Source organism: Pseudomonas sp. AC355 (genome assembly GCF_979258205.1).
This window is the reverse complement of sequence record NZ_OZ409843.1, coordinates 781,708-803,593: the sequence shown is the minus strand read 5'-3', so window position 1 is coordinate 803,593 and position 21,886 is coordinate 781,708. Positions and strand designations below refer to the sequence as shown.

Annotated in this window: 15 protein-coding genes and 1 pseudogene; 1 reads left to right on the top strand and 15 read right to left on the bottom strand. The window is 48.0% G+C overall.

What is annotated here, in order from left to right; all coding sequences use genetic code 11:
* Positions 1–107: 107 nt before the first annotated feature.
* Positions 108–1,814, bottom strand: coding sequence for a hypothetical protein (locus ACZ0AI_RS03860; protein WP_463564640.1), 1,707 nt, complete (start codon positions 1,812–1,814; stop codon positions 108–110).
* Between the two features lie 128 nt (positions 1,815–1,942).
* On the bottom strand, positions 1,943–5,731 hold the full coding sequence (locus tag ACZ0AI_RS03855; protein WP_463569949.1) for a hypothetical protein: 3,789 nt from the start codon (positions 5,729–5,731) through the stop codon (positions 1,943–1,945).
* A gap of 531 nt (positions 5,732–6,262) precedes the next feature.
* On the opposite strand from ACZ0AI_RS03855, the gene ACZ0AI_RS03850 reads away from it, so the two are divergent.
* Positions 6,263–8,257: an acyltransferase family protein gene (locus tag ACZ0AI_RS03850; RefSeq protein WP_463564638.1), complete on the top strand. Its 1,995-nt coding sequence runs from the start codon at positions 6,263–6,265 to the stop codon at positions 8,255–8,257.
* A gap of 184 nt (positions 8,258–8,441) precedes the next feature.
* On the opposite strand, the gene ACZ0AI_RS03845 is transcribed toward ACZ0AI_RS03850, so the two are convergent.
* The 13 genes and pseudogenes from ACZ0AI_RS03845 to wecB form a co-directional block, all read right to left on the bottom strand.
* A complete protein-coding gene (locus ACZ0AI_RS03845; protein ID WP_463569947.1) occupies positions 8,442–9,098 on the bottom strand; it encodes a hypothetical protein in 657 nt (218 codons plus the stop codon).
* Between the two features lie 467 nt (positions 9,099–9,565).
* Positions 9,566–10,846 carry a hypothetical protein gene (locus ACZ0AI_RS03840; RefSeq protein ID WP_463564636.1) on the bottom strand — a complete coding sequence of 427 codons (1,281 nt, stop codon included), beginning with the start codon at positions 10,844–10,846 and terminating at the stop codon, positions 9,566–9,568.
* Complete coding sequence (locus tag ACZ0AI_RS03835) at positions 10,843–11,214, bottom strand: hypothetical protein (protein WP_463566233.1); 372 nt, start codon at positions 11,212–11,214, stop codon at positions 10,843–10,845. The genes ACZ0AI_RS03840 and ACZ0AI_RS03835 overlap by 4 nt, the downstream gene beginning before the upstream one ends.
* A gap of 7 nt (positions 11,215–11,221) precedes the next feature.
* Complete coding sequence (locus tag ACZ0AI_RS03830; protein WP_463569945.1) at positions 11,222–12,418, bottom strand: hypothetical protein; 1,197 nt, start codon at positions 12,416–12,418, stop codon at positions 11,222–11,224.
* Between the two features lie 113 nt (positions 12,419–12,531).
* The gene (gene pseI, locus ACZ0AI_RS03825) at positions 12,532–13,584 is read right to left on the bottom strand and encodes a pseudaminic acid synthase (protein ID WP_463564634.1); all 1,053 of its coding nucleotides are present in this window, start codon (positions 13,582–13,584) and stop codon (positions 12,532–12,534) included.
* Positions 13,585–13,599: 15 nt separating this feature from the next.
* Positions 13,600–14,115 carry a UDP-4-amino-4,6-dideoxy-N-acetyl-beta-L-altrosamine N-acetyltransferase gene (pseH, locus tag ACZ0AI_RS03820; RefSeq protein ID WP_463564633.1) on the bottom strand — a complete coding sequence of 172 codons (516 nt, stop codon included), beginning with the start codon at positions 14,113–14,115 and terminating at the stop codon, positions 13,600–13,602.
* Between the two features lies 1 nt (position 14,116).
* On the bottom strand, positions 14,117–15,226 hold the full coding sequence (gene pseG / locus ACZ0AI_RS03815) for a UDP-2,4-diacetamido-2,4,6-trideoxy-beta-L-altropyranose hydrolase (protein ID WP_463564632.1): 1,110 nt from the start codon (positions 15,224–15,226) through the stop codon (positions 14,117–14,119).
* Position 15,227: 1 nt separating this feature from the next.
* Positions 15,228–15,926, bottom strand: coding sequence for a pseudaminic acid cytidylyltransferase (gene pseF, locus ACZ0AI_RS03810; protein ID WP_463564631.1), 699 nt, complete (start codon positions 15,924–15,926; stop codon positions 15,228–15,230).
* Positions 15,923–17,083 (bottom strand): annotated as a pseudogene (gene pseC / locus ACZ0AI_RS03805) (UDP-4-amino-4,6-dideoxy-N-acetyl-beta-L-altrosamine transaminase). Before pseC ends, pseF begins: the two are co-directional and overlap by 4 nt.
* Positions 17,084–17,086: 3 nt before the next feature.
* Entirely contained in the window at positions 17,087–18,085 is a 999-nt protein-coding gene (gene pseB / locus ACZ0AI_RS03800) for a UDP-N-acetylglucosamine 4,6-dehydratase (inverting) (protein WP_463564630.1), read from the bottom strand.
* 18 nt (positions 18,086–18,103) lie between these two features.
* Positions 18,104–19,408, bottom strand: coding sequence for a nucleotide sugar dehydrogenase (locus tag ACZ0AI_RS03795; RefSeq protein ID WP_463564629.1), 1,305 nt, complete (start codon positions 19,406–19,408; stop codon positions 18,104–18,106).
* A gap of 49 nt (positions 19,409–19,457) precedes the next feature.
* A complete protein-coding gene (gene wecC, locus ACZ0AI_RS03790) occupies positions 19,458–20,738 on the bottom strand; it encodes a UDP-N-acetyl-D-mannosamine dehydrogenase (RefSeq protein ID WP_463564628.1) in 1,281 nt (426 codons plus the stop codon).
* Positions 20,738–21,874: a non-hydrolyzing UDP-N-acetylglucosamine 2-epimerase gene (gene wecB / locus ACZ0AI_RS03785; RefSeq protein WP_463564627.1), complete on the bottom strand. Its 1,137-nt coding sequence runs from the start codon at positions 21,872–21,874 to the stop codon at positions 20,738–20,740. Before wecB ends, wecC begins: the two co-directional genes overlap by 1 nt.
* Positions 21,875–21,886 lie beyond the last annotated feature (12 nt).

The following is a 21,886-nucleotide window of genomic DNA, read 5'->3' as shown; positions in this document are numbered from 1 at the left end:
CCATCTATTAACAAAAAATCTGCCAACAGCCAAAGAGGTGGTGATCCCTATTATGGAGCTCCGCCCATGCCCTTCCACTATCGAGTTCCAATCAAGCAACTTAAAACTCAAATCTCATCATATGCATCTAATATTTTGTCGATGAGTGCGTAAGCCTCAAAGTAGCGCGCCCGATTAACAAAAGACACAAAATCATAGATCAACGACGAAAAGCGTAATTGCGAAATATCGACCCCTTTATTCTGAAGATAGCGAGCGGTGCCCAACTTCTCAATTAACTGATTGGTATGAGTATCAAAAGACCATCGGGCACCGACAGGCTCGAGCTCCCAACGCGTCCAGTTTGCGAGTGCTAGATTACCATCAGGGTCAGTCCAGAGCATTCCAGGCCGCACATCCTGCACCAATAAACAATGAGGCAGACACTCAAGCGTGTCTCGCATTTCATGAAGTCTGGCACGAAATCGTTCGTACAATACCGTACTTGAATTGTCAGCCAACACGTTTTCAAGTCGGTCTAGTAAGTCACTATCAAGATGATGCCAGAACCGAGCTCGAGATCTTATATAAATCGCCGCCAGAGAGTCCGAAGGTTTGCAGGCAGAAAGCATGGCTCTAAATGCCATTTGAGCCTTAGTGGTTTCTTGAGGGGTACAACAACGGTAGCCGCTGGCATCGAAAACGTGGCAACTCAGGCCTTCAACTGTAGTTGCATGTAAAAACGGAAGCGTGGGTAACCCATCTTGACTAACTAACAATGTTGCCTCATGTTTTGCGAGAGACGCTAGATTTGTATTGTACAGCTTTACCAATAGCTGCCGACCGCCTTCGTCCTTCTGAGCCAATAAATAGCAAAAAATATTTGGGACGCCCATTTGCACCCATGAAACGGAAAACTCGCTTTTGATAAAACCAGGAATCTCCGCAACAACATCAGCCAGCCAACGGTCTCTTGCATCAGGGTTAACGAGTGACCATATTTCTTGATGTTTACTCCTTGCGTCGCCTTGAAAAAAACTGCCATGAAAGAAAAGAATAGAAAGCTGTGCTTTTTGCCGATAGAGATCGTATTGATCTTTTATAAGACTGGACGCTCGAGAAAAGAGCTGTCTGGCCAGCAACAACGAAACCACTGCAACCAATAAGCCTGGCGCCCCCCCAGACAAATAATCAAATACAATAAATGCAAAGGAACACAAGAAACCAACACTACCCAACACCTTAGGCATAATACCTAAACCATCAGCATAGCGACTGTGAATATTGGGCGCCAAGGAGAAAACGACACTCAAGACGAAGACAGCGGTCGCAAAATAAAAAAATATAACCAAGGCAACGCGCGGGTAAAAAAGCAACATCACCAGCAGACAGATTATTAAAAAAGACAGGCTGGCCAAACTTTGCGAATACCGCTGGAAGCCTTTTGAGGCGATATCTTCCTGCCCTTCGAATATCGTCATCTTTTTACTTTTATCAAGCAGCCTTCTAGCCCCCAGAGATGAAAAATGGTCGACAGTTCTTGCCGCAACGAGATGCAAAGAATAAAAAACAACAGAAGCAAAGCTGAGAAATATTATGAGCCAGTCCCGACCAACATCCTTCAAAAAAACTGGAAAATAATGAGGCACATGCTCAGAACCAAGTAACAAAACAACTTTTAACGGCAAAAGAAAGCCAACCAAAAGAAAAAACTGACTGAGCACTGTCGCAACAACTGCAACAATGGTACAAACCGGGACGACGCGAAAAAATTTGCCCCCCAGAGAAATCGACCACAATAGCGATTTGGCGACACCACTCATCAGATCATTCATACGCGTCCACAATTCGCATACACCCAGGCTCCCATAGCATATTAAAAACGCGGGCTAATTGAGTGTAAGTTATTTAGGTGTATTTACACCAAACCATATCGGCCACTCCAAAAAGCCCGCGCACGACGTCAGTCTACACGTTCTTCCACCTCAAAGAAGCGAGACGAAGCCAGTTCTAAACCAGGATCAACTTGCATAGATATGGCATCTATATCATTTTTGACAAAGGTAATTGACCCAATACTCTGGTTGGTCCCTGCACGCCTGACATAACCAAAAGCAATTGAAACAACCGAACTTTTCATGAACTGCATAAATGCAGTAGCGCGGGCAATAGTCTCATCTGAAAGGCCTACCTGCTTTTCTCCACGAAGAACGTGACGATAATGAGCTTCCGAGCAAAGCGTGACGCCATTCAAGGGGTAGTCCCTCTCAGCCCACGTGCTTTCGGCTACAACAGGTTTTCCAAGTACTGGAAACTCTGCATAAGCGGTTCCATTCCAGACGAACGTAAGGTCGACAATTTCCGCTAATTCGTAAGAATTAAATGCTGCATGATCAAGAAAAATAACATTCTCCGGCAATTCGTCCGGCAAGAGATCCCTGAGAGTCTGTACACCAGGTGCTGCAATTTCGGAGCGTTTTTCATGAGGATGAGGCTTAATAATCAACACGTTATTAGTGTCCGCCACTTCAGTTACGAGAAACCTTATCCAGCTAGAAAACTCATCAAAAGTGTGACCGTGATCATATGGCGCTGCGAAATCAATCAATACCTTGCCAAGAGCTGCAAAAACCTTGCCTCCATCAGCATGACATTGCTTGGCTCGCTCAATGACAGAATTTCTGAACTGCAAATCTCCTTCTTCCGTCTTGCTTCGGTTCACCTTGATGTGAGCCAGCACCTCATCTCGATTATGAAGGACACTTGGATTATCAGCGATATAGCGATCAAATCGCTTGCGCCCACCAAAAAGAGGATGGCGAACGTCGGGCCGAGCGGTGAGATTCTCGACCGATATAGTTTTAGCCTCTAATGAGGTGAGATTTGAATAGTAGTTTTCGTAGGAAATTGAAAGAGCGACGAGCTCAATGCCCTTATGCCGACCAAACTCCTCGCACCACTTACGAACAATCCCTGCTGGGGCAAAGTGGGTGTCCATCGCGGCCAATCGGATTGGTTTTCCTTCCTCAGCCAGCGAAAGCAGGCGCTTACATACAGTGAGTGCCGCATCACTACGCTGAAGCAGACTTTCAAAGTCGGCTAGCACCTTCGAATTGCTGACATCCACATCGTAGCTGTTGGAAAGCTTGCCGAGACGCTCTGCAAAATAAGTAAAATAATTTATCTCGTCGCAAACCACACTACGATGTTCAAGATCAATCTGCCAGTTGTTCCTCAGCTTCCTGAAACTGGAAGGTTCATTTGTAAGGGAAAGCCCCCCCCAACGAATCGCGCCGGAAATTCCCTTCAATTGCGGTAACACCGACGGCTTCATAGAGGCGGCAACCGAAGAACATACATAATATCCATCCTTCGCGAGTTGCCACGCCAGCGGAACCATAAGCCCAAGGGTAACCCTGTTGTTTAGTCCGAATACTACGACATAACCTTTGGGATCATTAGGCTGCGCAATACCTGTAAGAAAGTCGTAAGCCTGCGCCTCAAAGTCCGCATTACCCAACCTAACTGCATCTTGAACAGGCTCACCAGGACTCTGAGACAACAGGAGACGCAATCCTTCTTTGGAAAGATCATGTCTGCCAAGATCCGCCATTTCTATTCGTAATGCCGGAAGAATTCGCTCATGAATAGCATTATTCTTTGGCAGTTGGGCAGCAGTGAAAAGTGCATTTTGAAATCCGCCAGATCGTGCTTGAAGAATTGCTTTCACCGCAAGCATGGTGCCGGTCTTATCGGAGCGAGCCGCCTCGGCAGCTTGAGCGATATGGGCCTCCTTGACATCCTTCACACGAATCAATTGTTTCGCATGAGCCTCAAGAGAGTACGTCTCCCTAGCTTCGCCATTAGTAGATTTTGCAACTGCCATATAGTGATATATATATTTTTTGAACCGTCGAGCGCCAGGCAGCGAAGCGATCAGCCTCTTTATTCGGTACTTCAAGGATAACCGAGTAGCAACCTTCGAAGAGGGACTCTTGATTGGTTCAGATAAGATTTTAACTTCATTGCTCACAGGACTAAACTCTTCCCTTAGTTTGTGCTTTTTACCTAGAAGCGCATTCAAGGCGTTATCTATAACAGTCTGGCGATCACCAATTCTATCACCCAGAATCAGTTTACCATCCGGATGCCACACATCCGAGCCATCCTGGTTCTGCCGCCAAGAGGTCATGTGGGTATTTGCGAGAATGATGGTCTCGACTCCAACTGCCCCAGCAAGCTCAGCGGTAGTCGTGCACGGAGCAACAACCGCATCAAGGCAAGAGATCAAAGCTGACTGCGATTCAAAATCATCAACTAGATCAATTTCTTCCACAACCTTGATTGTAAGAAACTTGCTCAGCTGCTCAATCTCTTCAGTTGTGTATTCAGGCTGCAATATCCAGAATTCAGTGTTCTGCAAAGCTGAAAGCGGATAAAGATCCTCAGGATAAAAATAGTGTTTCTGCCGAGTTGAATTATTGATCATGCTTCTCCAGGCAAGGCCAACTCTACGCACATTAGGAGGCATCTTCGCCCTAAACTCTGAGACTAACACCGGATCGGGGCGCAAGTTTCTGCGCTGCACGCTACGAAACGCCTCTCGATCAGGGCGCAACTCGCACAACAACTCGAAGATCGAAGCAGTACGAGTCACCCCTTCAGTCTCACGTAACAACGTATTGGTAAGAAGCTTTGCCCCTAATGCGTCACGCACTTCATTGCGGCTTGAATAATCAGACTTTCTTAATTCGTCACGAAAGCGAGGTGACGGAACAAAACGTGCCTCTGGATAGGTGCGCGAAAGAATGCCGGCCAGCCTCGGATCACAGGATATTGTGACCTTCCTAACATGAGACAAGACGTCGCCATAAAGGCTCGACATACGTAACTCATCACCTGGCCCTCCCTCCGACAGAATCAGAATATGATCATTACGCCACTCTCCGCCCTTGAAAAAACTGGGTGAGTCATAGTTTTTGATCAAACGCCTGAATACCTCAGTCTCCCTTCTCGACTTGTACAGCGCGAATGCCTCTTTAATTCTTCCAGTGGAAAGAAAAATATGATAACGAGGCGCATTGAATGCAGGAACGACATCATCGTAATGAGGAGAAAGCGCTACTTCAGCCTGATCAAAAATCCCCATCTCGTGCAGCATCCGAGAACGACTCAGGGCTGCCGACTTTGCTACCGGTAGAGTAGGATCAATCCGCGACAGCGCCTCCAAGGCACCGTCGTAGTCACCTAAATTTTCTTTGGCAATCGCAGTTTCAAGTAAAAGCTTATTGATGATACGAACATCACCCTTCAGCCGCTGAATCACCTCTAAACCATTTAACGCTACCTGAAGTGCAGAGCCATGATGCCCTTCTTCATTTAGAAGCCTGACCAATGCCGGATAAGTAATTACTGGCTTCTCGCCTGCCGCCAGGACTTCTTCAATCCACTCAGGCGTACAACGCAAAGGATCGACAGGAAGATCAAGCCAGCGAGCACGCCGCGCTGCTTGATGATCAAGAGGTGCAATAACAAGCAACCGCTCCGTTGCGGCCCTAGCATCTTCTACATCGCCAAGAGACCATAGTATGTCGGCGTGAAGATTCAACGCAGCAACTTCGTATTTTCCCGGTGCTTCACGTAGCTTCTTCAGAGCGATATCAGCTTCATTCAGTCGCCATTGAGCATGGAGCTCCTTCGCAACCAAAAACAGCTGCTCTGGGGTGGAAGGCAGATAATCGAGACTAGTCATTTACAACCCTGTTTGACTGAATTGAAAGTCGTGAATACCAACTGAATCATGCGCAGCTTTGGCAGCACAACCAAACGAGCACGCTACCTAGTAAACCATGAAGCGCAAAGCCGAAGACTAAGCGGATCTTCAGCATATTCTTGTTATAATACCAAAGCACCTCTTACCTGGCTAAGCTCTTTTCAAAAAATCCGATAAATGCTGTATTTACACGCATAACAGAATCAAAAAATGGTGGCAACTGAATCCACCCACTACAAATAGCAGCATGTTCCATAAACCTCACGTACCGGCGTCACTATCGATAGACCGATAAACCAGCCCCCCCATGTATCAGTAATGACTGACCGATCCTTCTGCAGCCAAACCCTACACTCTTACCCTGACGAGCTCCGGCGCACAAGCGCTAAGCATGACGTCCGCACTCACCGCGCACCACAAGGACATAGTGTTATTACTTGTTTTTTATAGGCTAGCCTGCCGTTAGATATCGATGATATTATACAGCCATCAATCGAGGGAGAGTGCAAATTGTTTTTATACAGAGCTGAACTGGACGGTTTGCGGGCGATAGCTGTTCTTAGTGTTTTATTTTTCCACGCAGGTTTTATTTTTTTTCCCGGTGGTTATGTTGGCGTTGATGTATTTTTTGTTTTATCGGGATTCCTGATAACTTCCATAATCCTTAATGAAATGAAAGCAAATGCTTTTTCGTTTGGTAAATTCTATGAGCGCCGCATCAGACGACTTGTACCGCCGCTGATACCAGTGCTGCTCACCTCGTGGATTATCGCCTTCGCAATATTTGATAAGCCGCAGCTTCATGACACAACACAGAGCCTATACTCGACGCTAGCAATTTCAGCAAATTGGTATTTTTATTCTTCGGTGGGATACTTTGATGGCCCTGGAGAGCTGACTCCGCTACTTCATATGTGGTCACTTTCGATTGAAGAACAATTCTATCTGTTTTTCCCGCTACTCCTTCTGCTAACTTTAAAGTCCAGAAAAAACCCACTTGCGCTTTGTGCTCTGCTATTTATACTTTCCTTCGGATACTCAGTTAGTTTAGTTTTTAACGAAAAAATTGAGCTAGCGTTCTATGGTTCCTTAGGCCGTTTTTGGGAGCTTCTAATCGGCGCTATTCTAGCTTGCCTGCCAAATAGATCACGCACAAAGTTAACCGCAGATACCCTTGAAATAAGTGGTGCTGCAATGATAATAGGCTCCGCTCTGCTTTTCACCTCGGAAACAACATTCCCAGGAACCTCTGCCTTAATCCCTACTATAGGCACCGCTTTAATAATCGCAGCCTCAGGTAAAGGGCGAATAATTACACCAATATTACGATCCAAGATTTTGGTTTGGTTAGGTTTGATATCATATGGATTGTATCTCTGGCATTGGCCTCTTTTGGTACTTGCTCGCACAATTAACCCCAGCGCCCCTCCCTTACTGATGGTCACCGCGATTTCAGCTGCATTTCTGTTTGCTACGATTTCTTATTACTGCCTGGAGCAACCAATTCGTCAGAAGCGGATACTTACCAATAAAGCAGCAGCTTACAAATATTTCCTAGCCTCATTCTCAGCTTTGGTTCTGTTTGTTTTATCGACTCATATAACAACAGTTGCAAAACTTCAAAACACTCTAAGTGCAGACATAAAAGCTTTTTTCTACAACGAAGCAAAGGCAAAAACATTAGCGATTATTGAGGCGGAGAAAGACCATTATCACGCAAAGCTGAATTTAAACTTTACGGGAGACAGCGGAAATTACTCGGAATCTAAACATACAGGATTCACTTGCAGCTTTGATAGAAACAATACGCCAGAAAGAGTATTACTCTGCCTAGAGCGGCAGGCAAAGCAGAGTAACATTCTCATTATCGGAGACAGTATTGGCAGAGATACGCTGCATTCACTAAGAAGGTCTTTCCCTTCAGTGAACTTTATTATGTTACATCACTCCGGGTGCCCACCAGCAGAAACCTTCAACAAAAATTCCATACCTGTCTGCTTTCCTCAAATGTACTCTACTATGCGAAAGCTTTCAGAGAGAACAACTATAAGCGGCGTCATTCTAAGCTTTCGTTATAGACCTAAACACTGGCTTTCAGTAAAAGATAGCATACCAATCATAAAAGAAATCACGTCTAATATTGTCATGCTAGGAGTAGCGCCAATGTTTGTTCGCACAGTGGAGCACCACATTAAAACGCTCCCCTCAAGCGAGGAACTGCCACTCTCAATAGAAACCAGTAACAAAGACATGATACCGTGGAACTACTTTGAGCTTGCAAAGCAAGCTCAAAGTGTAGCCAAGCAGGCAAATATAAGATTTGCAAATATCAGTTCATTTTTTTGTACACCAGAGGCATGCCGACTCTGGATAGATAACTCTTACAAGAAACCAATATTCTGGGACAATCAGCATATAACTGACACTGCAATGACGCAGTACAGCGAGTTTCTTCTATCATTACCTGAATTGCGCGAAACGATTGACAAAGCATCCTTCCATTAAAGTTAATGCTCCAAGCAATTGCTTTGGGCATTTAACTTACTCAATCTCAGCAAACGATATACCGGGAAGAAATATGTTATACAGGACTATTATCTCTAAAATAGATTCCGCGTAAAATATGCAGCTTAACCAAAACGACTATCGGTACTAGTCCGCATCATCAGTTCTTGTTATAGAGAACCTATTAATTCTGCTGCTTCAATTGCGCCATTCTCACCCTGATAACGTTCCTTCTTCCCCCGCCCTCCAATAGCCGCTCGACAGCTAATGAAATTTTTTTATCATCAAAGTCAAGCATGCACTCATATCGGCCGAAAGCACATGCTTGCATCGCACGCTTGGCTTGATCATCCGCGCCGGTTTCGGTATTGGGGAAGAAAATAGCCGGCAAACCGAGCATGACGACCTCGCAAACAGAGTTATAACCGGCAGCAACAACGGCAAAATCAAACGCTGAAAAATATTTACTATTCGGATAGTCAACAATGGTTTTGTCTGCCCCATGGGAGGACTGGGGACTCAGCGATATAGGAGATAGACCCAGAACCACTTGGACTCCAAGCCCCTGTAGACTCTTCACCAAACGCTCTTGAAGGCCAGAGATACCGTTTATATTTCCAGCCCCCAGCTGTACATAAGCACATGGCCTATTATCTAGCCGTAACGCCTCACGCGCATCAACGCGGTTGAACAGTTCGTCTCTATCAATAAGAGATATAGGACTTACGGAAAATATTTTCTTACTGCCGAGAGACCCCGACTGGGGTTTGTCATTTAACTCACATGGCGTTATTATCTTATCGAACCTCTGCAGATAAGAATTCAGCAGTTCACTGTTCACGCCCTCCTTATATAGCCCTCGCTTAACCCAGACATAGCTAATATTCCTGTGAGATAACATCAACCTCTGGAGTCCCAGATAAGGAATTGTGCCATCAAACACTAATGTACCTGGGCGGTGAACAGACAAAATACTTTTTAATGTTTGGTAGAACAGTCTATTCCAGACGATAGTTCCAACATTGAGCAGAGATGATGGTGTAACGTGGTGACAAATGAAGCCCGCCCGATGCACCAGAGGAACTCCGATGCTAGTTGTGAGAAATATAATTTCCGCGTGCGGCCGCGCGGCTCTCAGCTTCTTCGCTATAGCCAAGGAGCGGGTAAGGTGTCCTAGTCCAGCGCCATTGATCGGCAAGAAAAGATAGCTATCTTTTTTCGGCCGGTAGAACAAGGCGTGCCAGGATGGTAATCGCAGCCATATATACTTCAAAATCTTTAAAAACACACTGCTACCCTAATTAAAATTTAATAGCGATTTAATATCAGCTGTACTTTTTCAAGGAGCGCATCAGTGGACGCTTGCCAGTTCTCACCAAGAGACGGACTGTATCTCTTGAAGCGCTCAGCCCAAGATGCATCATAGAAATTCTCGCCCCAAAATCTTTGACACAATACTGCACGCTGAATCGGCAAAGTTATCTTATCGGCAACGAAACCGTAGTAGTCCTCAGCCATTGCATCAAGAGCAAAGTATTGAAAGACAGGAATACCTTGCTCGAGTAACTCAACGGAAACAGATGAGTTCGCCACAATACCCACATGAATAAAATCAGGTATTTGCTCGCAAATAACTGCACCGCGGATCTGCTGAAAAACAGAAGCATCGCTTCTAGGATGCAATTTAATTGAAACTGCCGCCACAAATGGATTTTTCAAAAGTATCCCGATACAGTCTTTAACCTCATCGAGGTTGAAAATGGAACTTAGATAGATCACCACATGGGCGGCAGAAAGGGATCCTGACTTGAGAATGCACTCAAATCCCTGTTTTTTCTCTGAACGGGGAACAACATAGACATCACCACGGACTGCGCTTATGGATTGATATTTATCCAGCGTTTTTTTGTTTCTAAGGATAGAGATATCGAAATCCAGCGGAGGGAAAAGGTCTGAAATCTCGGCGTGCTGGACATAACACACCGGCACTCTGAAGTATCGCATTATCATCGCGGCGGCCACAGGAAGGTCAGTGTGATCGTTCGCAACCACCAATAGCGCTGGTAAGTAACGCGACCTTTGAAAGCTGCAGAACAGCCGAAGGTATAGCTTCGAATAAGAAACCAAATACTTGAAAGCTACCGGCCCCATTTTTATTCTCGGCATATACATACAAGCCAAAATAAAAATCAACCCGGACAACACTCTTTCAAAAAACAGCTTCTTCTTTTCGTCGCCAAACAAAAAGAACAAATTTTTTTCTCTCGAATATGTTGCCTCTTGAATACTCTTCGAAAGCACATGTGAAAAAAAAATAAACTCTCTTTCGTTATTGGCAGTTCCGCCGCAAAAAACAACACTACCTGCAGGCACGGCACAGCAACTTTGATGCGCACGCAGACAGTGCCTGAAAAGCTCTTTAACCACAACAAAAAACGATAGCGCCCTACCGCTGGCAAATGAATATTTTTCTACAACCCTGGGAACCTTGTAGATTTCTGGCACATCCCCATAACAAATAATTTTAAAATTGCGTTCCAGCCCTTTGAAGAAATAGAATACAAACCGCACAATACTTACGATTCTCATTTTTCCTCCAGAGAGCGCAAACTGGCAGAGACAAGAAACTGCCCAACATCTAAGGCTACCGCACCATTCCTGGCAGCTGTGGACATCAGTATCTTACCTATGAATCCTGCCGAAAATAAGAACACCACACCTGGCTCAGCTAAAGAAGCAACTCTTGCCATATAACCTTTATATACATCGGGAAAGATTCGAGGCAACGAGCTTCCGACTTCAGTGTGCTTCATGAGCCTGTGGGTCGGTATTTCGATGTGCTGCACTTTGCTCCTATCAGGCGCCCAGCCCTCTACAACATCTGACCTCAAGCCAGAAACCACATAGACTTTCTTGGCGGTTCGGAATATTTCATACAGGAAGTCCGAATCAAACATGAACAAATTACTCTGATCTTCGATAATCTTTCGACCCGGTACGAAAGCAGCCTACACCGTGCATCGTACAGAACAATCTAGATATCAGTGAGTTCACAAGAAAAAAGTTTTTACCTGACGCCTTTAGTTCTTTTACAAGCCGAATAGCACTCGGAATGCCCAAGAGGTCTACACATTCCAAAGCAGCCAAGAACTGACGTCGTAATTCAAGACGACATTCTTCATCCAGTGCTCTACCCCACCAATGCAGCTCTTGCCTGCTCAGCCCTACCTGATCTACATAATCATCATTCGAAAACCCGTAGCTTTCTCCGTCCCCTAGCCGCATGTAGCAGAAGGGCTTGGCTTCAAAAATTTTCTGAAGGATAAGCTGTTGCACTGAACGTACTGAGGCATGATCAAACCGGGCGTCAAGAAAATTATTACGCGCATCAATTTGATCAAAGATGGGTTTAACTTGAGCCTTGTACATTTCGCAGACCGGATTTTGCATGCTAGCAAAAGAGAATTCCAGTTTTGAAAATACGTCTACTCCACCTAGAATCGAGTATCGCATCAGTAGCACTTTTAGCTGTGCGATTTCCGAAAACACCGGAGCCAGTTTAGCCTCCCAAAACAGAAAACGTCGGCAATCTTTAGCACGACTTATACTCGACAAAAACTGCAACTGCTGATACTCAGTCAGCGAAAATATATTGAGTTGAATCTCGCTCAACCATAACTCAGCGTTCTCAATCGGAGATTTCTCAATAATCAACGATGCAAGTGCAGCAGCTACGTTTTTTTTGTCTTCTAGCTGTACTGTAGAAGCCTTGTAAAAGCGCAATAAGTCAGCAAGGTCGGATTCGACAACTCTGACAGGCTTTAGAAGCATCACTTTAACTTGCAGCAATAATCGTAGGTCTATAGCGTCGATACGCTCCGCGCTAGTCATGAGATTGTCAAATGCAGGTGCCCGCTGCTCCTGAAGCAAACATAATGCTCGCCATAATGTCGTGCTGGATATCCCAAGACTGCTGAAGTAATGATTGAGCGTCGCTAGCGGATTCCCTACATTGGCCAAAGAATAGGCAATGACAGCAACGCCGCTCTGCCCTTCAACGCTTCTTGCGTTCAAGGCTTTGACGACCTCCGGAAAACAGCGCTCGAGAGCTAGAAGCAGAAAATGCTTCAGTCGCAACTTTGCCTTTATCTTTTTTTTCAAGTTATTAGCGCCATCCCCCGACCCATGAAGTTCAACTCGTTGCGAACAGACACTTCTGACATCAACAAACTTAGTGCCCCCACACATGCTCGCTAACATGAGCACAAAAACTTCTACTCTACAATCTCCCACGACAGTGGAGTACCAACTGGGAGATCTTGCCTAGATCTCTTCCCTATCAACTCATCCAGGTGTTTGGGTGCAAGACCAAACCCAGGCCTGACACTCCGGACGTTGTCAGCCGTAAGCGTTTCCCCACGCTTTATCGTCTTGCACACATATAGAGACCTTCTGAACTGTGCATTGCCTTTTTCGCTCTCCGACCGCTCTGTTTTAACCTTGCCCAAGGCCGACCATGCCGTCTTTGTTTGAACGCATAGCGCTCTCAGGTCTTCCGGCTCGAGGGAGAAACTGTCATCCGGCCCCCCGCCTTTCCGGTCGAGGGTGAAATGTTTTTCGATGATCGATGCACCCAGCGCTACGCTGGTTACTGCGGTAATGTTGTCCAGCGTGTGGTCCGACAAGCCGGTTACCAAACCGTAACGATCCATCATGGCTGGAATGGTGCGTAGGTTGTATTCGTCGGCCGGTGCAGGATAGCCACTGACACAATGCAGGATGGCGAGCTCCTTGCAGCCACCGGCATGCGCGGCATCAATGGCCTCTTGTATCTCTTCGGCATTGGCCATGCCAGTGGAGATGATCATGGGCTTACCGGTGCTTGCTACATAGCGAATCAGCGGAAGGTCGATGGCTTCGAAAGAGGCAATCTTGTACGCAGGGGTATTCAGATCCTCCAGTAAATCGACCGCAGTGTTGTCGAAAGGAGAGCTGAAGATAGTGATCCCGAGCTTATGGGCATAATCAAAGAGCGGGCGATGCCATTCCCAGGGCATATGAGCCTCTTGGTAAAGCTTGTAAAGCGTCTTTCCGTCCCAGAGACCACCACGAATCTGGAAATCTTCAGAGTCACAATCGAGTGTGATGGTGTCGGCTGTGTACGTCTGCAGCTTGATTGCATCAGCGCCGGCCTTTTTCGCCTCTTCTATTATTTTCAGGGCTGTTTCGAGCTTGCCATTATGGTTGGCAGACAGCTCGGCAATGATGTAAGGCGGTGCGTCAAGAGCAATGCGGCGACCCGCAATGTGAATGCTGGGAACTGACATAATTTTCTATATCTCTCAGGTTCTTGCTTGCCATTCTCTGGCGAGGAGGCCAAAGCACACCACGTCGTGATGAGCCTGGCCGTCAAAATGCTGTTCGCGCAGGACTCCCTCTTGATGGAAGCCCAGGTTCTGGTGAAACTTGACCGAGCGCTGGTTATATACAAGCGCTTGCCCGCAGAGCTTGTGCAGACCTATCTGCTCAAACACGTAATTCAACGTCGCTTCCCCCAGATCACGCCCAGTACCTTTCGGGGCGTCCGGCGCAGCGTAAAATCCCCAGTCAGCGATGCCTCCGGCAGCAATGACATGGATATTGATGAAACCGAGTGAAGCGCCCTCCTTTTCATAGATCAAAAGGTGGCGAGCTGATGATTTCGAGGCACGCTCAAACCATTGCGTGTGCTCTTGGAGACCGATCTGATGCTGTGTGTACATGTATCGGCGAACGTCTTCATGGTTACGCCATTCCAATACCAGCTCGAGATCCGTAGAGGTCATTGAGCGAAGCCCGGTTCTGAGTGTTGCGTCCACTTTATTGCTCCAGAAATTCGATGACTTTTGATAAGCCACTGCCATCCGCAACGAACGACGCGGCACGACTCATGGAGGCTCGCTGAGCAGGCGAGGAAAACAGTGCATGCAGCATCGCAGGAAGATCGGACACGATTTGTTGCGCTCCCTGAAGTGTAAGTGCCGCACCAGCCTTCTCCAGACCACTCGCGACCTCTCGCTGGTTGTCGGCAAGCACGACCATTACTGTCGGCACACCCAGGCAGCACCTCTCCCAGGAAGTCGATCCAGCGGCACCAATTGCCAAATCACTGTCAGCCATCAACGCTGCCATGTCGGCAACACCTACGCGCACGTTCACAAGTAGGGGAGATTGCTCGGCTTGCTGCCGTACATTTTGCAGCCAAGGCGCATTGTTGCCCATTACTACAGTGACTCGACAGTGCACGGGGATTGAAGCAAACGAAAGCGCGTCGAGCACCAAACCAGTAGCGTTGTCCTTGTCGATTCCTCCCATGGTGACAAGGAGGTGTTCGAGGGGTGAAGATTGCCGACGCTGCAAGCTGTATGGCCGTAGTGCGGAAAATTCAGGGCGTAAAAGTGCGTACTTGGCCCCACAGAGCACGGTGCAGTCACCAGAAAGCCACGGTTTGTAGTCCTCTGTCTGCCGCCCGAAAGTCTGATCTAGCAGGAGGTCGCAAAGATGCGGCCTGTCTGCAAGATCATCGATCACCATCAATTTCACATAATGAGGCCGCAGTACTGCTTCCCAGTAAGCATCAAGCGCATAGTGGTCGACAATCAGCCAATCGGGCTTCAGTTCCCGTAGAACCTCACTGCATTGCTCCGCATCCTGCTGCTGAGTAACACACAGCCAGTGGATATGAGCAGGCTCGCTACGGTCAGGAGCATTCGCTTCGACACTCTTTTTCCCTAGGGACGCCAGAACGTGAGTCTCGTACCCGCGGCTGCGAAGATGATCGATCATGCTCCCCGCATGGTCACGAGTAATGAAATGGCAACTAGCCCCTTGAGTCCTTAGAGCATCCGCCAAAGCTAGGCAGCGCATGATGTGGCCAGTGCCGATTTGCAGCGATGCATCAGCGCGAAACACAACCGTCAGGGCCGCCATGTCAAACGCTCTGCGCGTGCTGCATTGCCTTGAACATCCATTCTGCTCGCAACCAGTCTTCAGGCGTATCGATGTCCTGAACACGATGACGAGGCAAAACGACAGGCGCTGCAGCCGGACTGAAAATTACCTTGCCCTCCAACCATGCGTCACCACACCCCCAATAGAACTGACCAGCATCGTGGTAAGCCTCTTCAAGATCCTGAGAGCGTGTATTGAAATGCTCTGGGTTGAGCATCTCAACCCTCCCGGCTTCGGTAATGCGAATGGCTCGCTGAGTAGGGAAGGCATAACTGGTTACCGAGAAGGCATAATCGCTTCCGGTCTGCTCAAGTATCTCCAGCCCTCGCTGAATATCCTCCACGCAAATGAATGGTGCAGTGGCATAAAGGCAGCAAGCCTGGTCAACTACTTGTCCCTGAGCCCTGAACCACTCGATGGCATGCCGGATAACAGGGAGCGTGCCGGTGTGATCATCTGCCAGCTCGGCAGGTCGCATGAAGGGCAACGCCGCCCCATACTGTCGTGCAACCGCTGCAATCTCCGAGTCGTCAGTGGACACAACAACCTGATCGAAGCAACCGCTTTCAAGCGCCGCCTCGATAGACCAGGCAATCATCGGCTTGCCACAGAACGCCTTGATATTTTTACGCGGAATACGCTTGCTGCCGCCACGAGCCGGGATGATCGCTAACCTCATACGTATAGCACCTCACGAAGGATGGCAACGACCAGATCCTGATCTTGATCGCTCAGGGTCTGGAACATCGGCAGACTGATCGCTTCGCGGTAGTAGCTCTCGGCCTGAGGAAAATCTCCAACCTCGAAGCCCATCGCTTGGTAATAGGGTTGAGTATGAACCGGGATGTAGTGCAGATTGACCCCGACCCCTTTCTCACGCAGCAACTCGAAAACTTGGCGGTGAGATTTACCGATCTTTTCCAGTTGCAAGCGGATCACGTAGAGGTGCAGCCCCGAGTAGCTATCTGGATGCTGCCAAGGCTTGGTGACCGGTAATGTATCCAGTAGCTTGTCGTAACGTGCGGCCAACTGGTGCCGACGGGCAACGTATTGGTCGAGGCGATCCATCTGGCTGACGCCCAATGCCGCCTGCAGCTCAGTCATACGGTAATTGAAACCAAGACTGATCTGCTGGTAATACCATGGGCCATCTGCTTCTTGAGTCATGAGTGCTGGATCACGAGTAATTCCGTGACTACGCAGCAAAGCCATTTCAGCGGCTAGTTCAGGACTATTAGTAAGTACCATTCCACCTTCGGCGGTAGTGATAATTTTTACCGGGTGAAAACTGAAGACTGTGATATCGCTATAAAGGCAGTTACCAATAAACTCATTCTGGTACTTACCACCGATGGCATGGGAAGCGTCTTCAATAACCTTGAAGCCATAACGTTGCGACAACGCATGAATAGCCTGCATATCGCAAGGCTGGCCACACAGATGCACCGCCACCACTATTTTTGGTAGGCGCCCTTCACGCTCTGCCTGCACCAACTTCTGCTCCAGGGCGTGCGGACAAAGATTGTAGGTACGAGGGTCTATGTCTACGAAATCAACTTGAGCTCCGCAGTACAAAGCGCAGTTGGACGATGCAACAAAGGTGACCGGAGTGGTTCACAAATGATCGCCTGAACCAAGCCCGAGAGCTAGGCAAGCAATGTGCAGTGCGGAAGTGGCGCTGTTAACGGCTAGCGCGTGCTGCGCCCCCACATGCTGCGCTACACGCTGCTCAAAAGTCGGCACCATGGGGCCCTGAGTCAGGAAGTCGGATTGCAACACTGCGACAACAGCATCGATGTCCGCTTGGGTAATGTCCTGGCGACCATAGGGGATCATGGATCAGATGCTCCCGATCTTTTCACGGTTCTTGTCAATCCAAGCCTGCAGAGCCTCACCACTCATCCACTCGGTGTTGTTGTCGCTGGAGTAGACGAAGCCCTCAGGAACCTTGGTACCGTCCTTGATACGCTCGGCGCAAGTCGACCAGTTATTGATAACCGGAAGGATCTTGTAGTGCTCCGGGTATTCGTAGGTGTAGTACGAGTCTTCCGCGCTGATCATTTGCTCGTGAAGCTTCTCGCCAGGGCGGATACCGATAATTTCCTGCTTCGCTTCGGGGGCAACGACGGAAGCTAGATCTGTCACTTTCATGGACGGAATCTTCTTAACGTAGATCTCACCTCCCTCCATGTCGTCGAAGGCATGCCAGACCAGTTCGACGCCCTCTTCGAGAGAAATCATGAAGCGAGTCATGCGATCATCTGTAATAGGTAGAACACCTTTATCCTTGATCGACATAAAAAATGGGATCACCGAACCACGTGAGCCCATCACATTACCGTAACGCACAACGGCCATACGCGTGTCGTGCCCACCAGCGTAGGAGTTACCAGAAACAAATAACTTGTCCGAAGCCAGTTTGGTTGCACCGTACAGGTTGATTGGGCTGCTGGCCTTGTCCGTTGACAGCGCGACTACGCGCTTGATGCCCTTGTCGATACAGGCATCAATCAGGTTCATGGCACCGTTGATGTTGGTCTTGATGCATTCGAACGGATTGTACTCGGCAGTTGGGACGATCTTGGTGGCAGCGGCATGCACAACGTAGTCGACACCATCTAGAGCACGATACAAGCGATCCTTATCGCGTACATCGCCAATGAAAAAACGCACGCGAGGATCGCCTTCGAATTTCTTGGCCATATCCCACTGTTTCATCTCATCACGGGAAAAAATGATGATTTTCTTCGGATTATATTTCGCAAGGGTCATTGGTACGAACGTATTACCAAAAGAACCCGTACCACCCGTCACCAAAATAGTTTTATCCGTCAACATCTTTATCACTCCAAATAGTTAGGCTTTTACAATATTTCCAGCCGGCTCTAGGTATTTTCCTCTTGCATCAACAATCAGTTGAGCAGAAGTTCTGATCAGTTCGAAATCGAACTTATCATGATCAGTGGCCAGCAATACACAGTCATATGAAGCAATCAAATCCCCCGTCAGTTTTTTACTAGTTAAATCAAAGTAGTGTTCGCGCATTTTTGGAAAGACGGGTACATGTGGATCACTATAGTGAACATCTGCCCCAAGATCTCGCAATTTTTCCATCATGAAAACGGAAGGAGACTCACGCATATCATCGACATTTTTCTTATATGCAATTCCTAGCACCAAGACCTTACTGCCATTAATCGCCTTCTTTCGATCATTCAGTGCGCCATTTAGCTTGGAGATCACGTAATCTGGCATGGCAGAGTTGACCTCCCCTGCTAACTCGATAAAACGTGTATGTAAGCCATACTCACGTGCTTTCCAGGTCAAGTAGAAAGGATCGATTGGAATGCAGTGCCCCCCAAGCCCCGGCCCCGGATAATACGGCACGAAACCAAAGGGCTTGGTCGCTGCTGCGCGAATTACTTCATGGATATCGATACCCATCCTGTCGGCAACAATCTTCATCTCATTGACAAGGCCGATGTTGACTGCCCTATGGATATTTTCCAGCAATTTGGTCATTTCCGCAGCGCGGGTGCTGGAAACATGAACGACTCGGTCGATTACTTGACCATACAACGCCATGCCAATATCCAGGCAAGCCTGAGTATGACCACCACAAACCTTTGGAATACTGCGGGTGGTGAAATCCGGGTTGCCCGGATCTTCACGCTCGGGTGAGTACACTAGAAAGATATCCTGCCCCACCTTGAAACCGCGTGACTCAATACGTGGCAACAATTCTTCATCTGTAGTGCCCGGGTAAGTTGTGCTTTCCAGAGATACAATCTGCCCAGCACGGAGATGGGGTACCAATGAATCCATAGTATTTAGCACGAAGCTCAGATCAGGCTCACGATATTTATTAAGGGGGGTGGGCACGCAGAGAATCAGTGCATCGACATCAGTGGCTCGGGTAAAGTCCGAAGTAGCCTCGAAGCCTTGGGCCACAGCATCCGAAATCGCCTCAGCAGAAATGTGCTCAATATAACTTTTACCTGCTGCGATGCAATGTATCTTGGAATGATCAATATCAAAACCGATCACTTTGTAGCCTACTTCTGCATAACGTAGTACCAGTGGCAGCCCGACGTAACCCAACCCGACGATACCTATGCTGGCGGTACGCTCAGTCAACCGACCGAGAAGCTGCTGCTTCATTGAAAACCCCTATCCAAAACAATAAACATCTATGAAAAACACCCTAAACTCATTCCTGGCGAACAGAAGCAGCTATAGCGCCGCGAGTATCCAGTAGTCGCTGGCACCCACTCAACAAGAGAGACTCATGATTGAAAGCCGTATGGTCAACCAGAAAAACCAAAACATCTGCGGTGACTGCAGTAGAAAAATCGACAAACTCAGCACCAGCCTCGATCAGAGCAGTAGGTGCCGAGCTGAGATGAGGCTCAACAGCCATCACCTGCCCTGGATAACGCGTAGCGATATCAAGCGTAATTGCAAGCGCTGGGCTCTCTCTGACATCGTCGATGTTGGCCTTGAATGCCAGACCAAAACAGGCAATTCTAAGCTCATGCCTAGCTTTTGTAGTGCGCTGAACCAACTCATCGATTAGCAGGTCGACCTTAGCGCAAACCCAGTGGGGCTTACTGTCGTTCACCTCTCTGGCGGTACGGATGAGGCGCGACTCCTTCGGAGCTTGACTGACAATAAACCAGGGATCGACCGCAATACAGTGCCCACCGACCCCAGGCCCAGGCTGCAAGACATTCACTCTCGGGTGCCGATTGGCCAAACGGATCAATTCCCATACATCAATGCCCAGCTTGTCGCAGATGATCGACAGCTCATTAGCGAAAGCAATATTCACATCGCGGAAGGTATTTTCTGTCAACTTGCATAATTCCGCCGTGCGCACGTCGGTGACGATGCATTCACCTTTGACAACCAATTTGTAAAGACTGACCGCCGCCTGGGAGCAACGAGGCGTCATCCCACCGATCACCCGATCATTGTGTACCAGCTCATGCAAAACATGACCTGGGAGAACTCGCTCGGGACAATGAGCGATTCGGATATCGGACTCAGAGCCAGCGACTTGCGGAAATGTAAGATCCGGGCGGACTTCAGCAAGCCAAGCTGCCATCTGCTCAGTAGCGCCGACAGGAGAAGTTGACTCGAGTACCACTAAATCCCCTTTTTTGAGCACTGCTCCCACAGCTTTACTTGCCGCTTCGATATAGGAAAGATCAGGCTCGTAATCAGACTTAAAGGGTGTAGGAACCGAAACAATAAATACATCAGCTGGTTCAACTACTGTTGTCGCTCTCAAATACCCCTGCATGACAGCTGTATGAACCATCGAATCAAGTCCCGGCTCAACAATGTGAACACGTCCCTTATTAATAGTGCGCACGACATTTGAATTGATATCGACACCAACGACACGCTGCTTACGAGATGCAAGCATAGCAGCGGTGGGCAAACCGATATAACCCAAGCCAATTATAGAAATATCATTAAATATCATCAGAAGCTCTTAATCACGGCGGACAATTTTCCTATTATTCGCGCACAAGCTTGCCCATCACCATATGGATTATGAGCCTGGCTCATTTTCTTATATAAATCAGTATTGCTCAGCAAGGAGTGCACTGACTGAACGATAGATTCTGTATCTGTTCCGACCAATTTCACTGTACCTGCCATGACAGCTTCAGGGCGCTCTGTCGTATCCCGCATTACAAGAACGGGCTTCCCCAAGGAAGGCGCTTCTTCTTGCACCCCTCCAGAATCAGTTATCACCAAAGTGGCACGATTCAAGATATAAATAAAAGGCAAGTAGTCTAGCGGCTCTATCAGATGTATATTATCAATCCCTACGAGCAATCGATTTACTGGCTCTCGTACATTCGGATTCAGATGAACGGGGTAAACTATTTCAACGTCTGGAAAGCAATTCGCAGTTTCCACCAACGCTTGGCATATGCGCTCGAAGCCATCACCGAAGCTTTCTCGACGATGACCGGTGACCAACACCAACTTACGATCAGGATTCAGAAACGGAAAGCGCGCCTCCAACTCTATGCGTAATTTAATATCACTATCCAGTTTGCCTACCGCCTGCAGGAGCGCATCAATTACCGTATTGCCTGTTACAGCTATGTCTTGCTCGCTAATACCTTCACGCAACAGGTTATCGCGGGCGGTCTCCGTCGGCGCGAAGTGCAGCGCGGCAAGCGCACTAGTAAGTTTGCGATTGCCCTCCTCCGGCCAAGGAGAGTAGATGTTGCCAGTGCGCAAACCGGCTTCGACGTGGGCCACAGGAATTTGCTGGTAGTAAGCAGCTAGGCTGGCCGCAAGCGTGGTAGCGGTGTCGCCATGTACCAGTACGATGTCTGGCCTAAACTCAGAAAACACCGCCTTCAAACCCTGCAGAATTGCAGTGGTGACGTCCGTCAGATCCTGACCTGGCCTCATGATATTGAGATCGAAATCAGGAGTGACTCCGAAAAAACCGAGCACCTGATCGAGCATATGACGGTGCTGTCCTGTAACACAGACCTTGGCCTCGAACCGTTCATCCTCTTCCAGAGCAAGCGCTAGGGGCGCCATTTTTATTGCTTCCGGACGCGTTCCAAAGACACATAGAGTTTTTACAGCCATTGCACAGCGTTC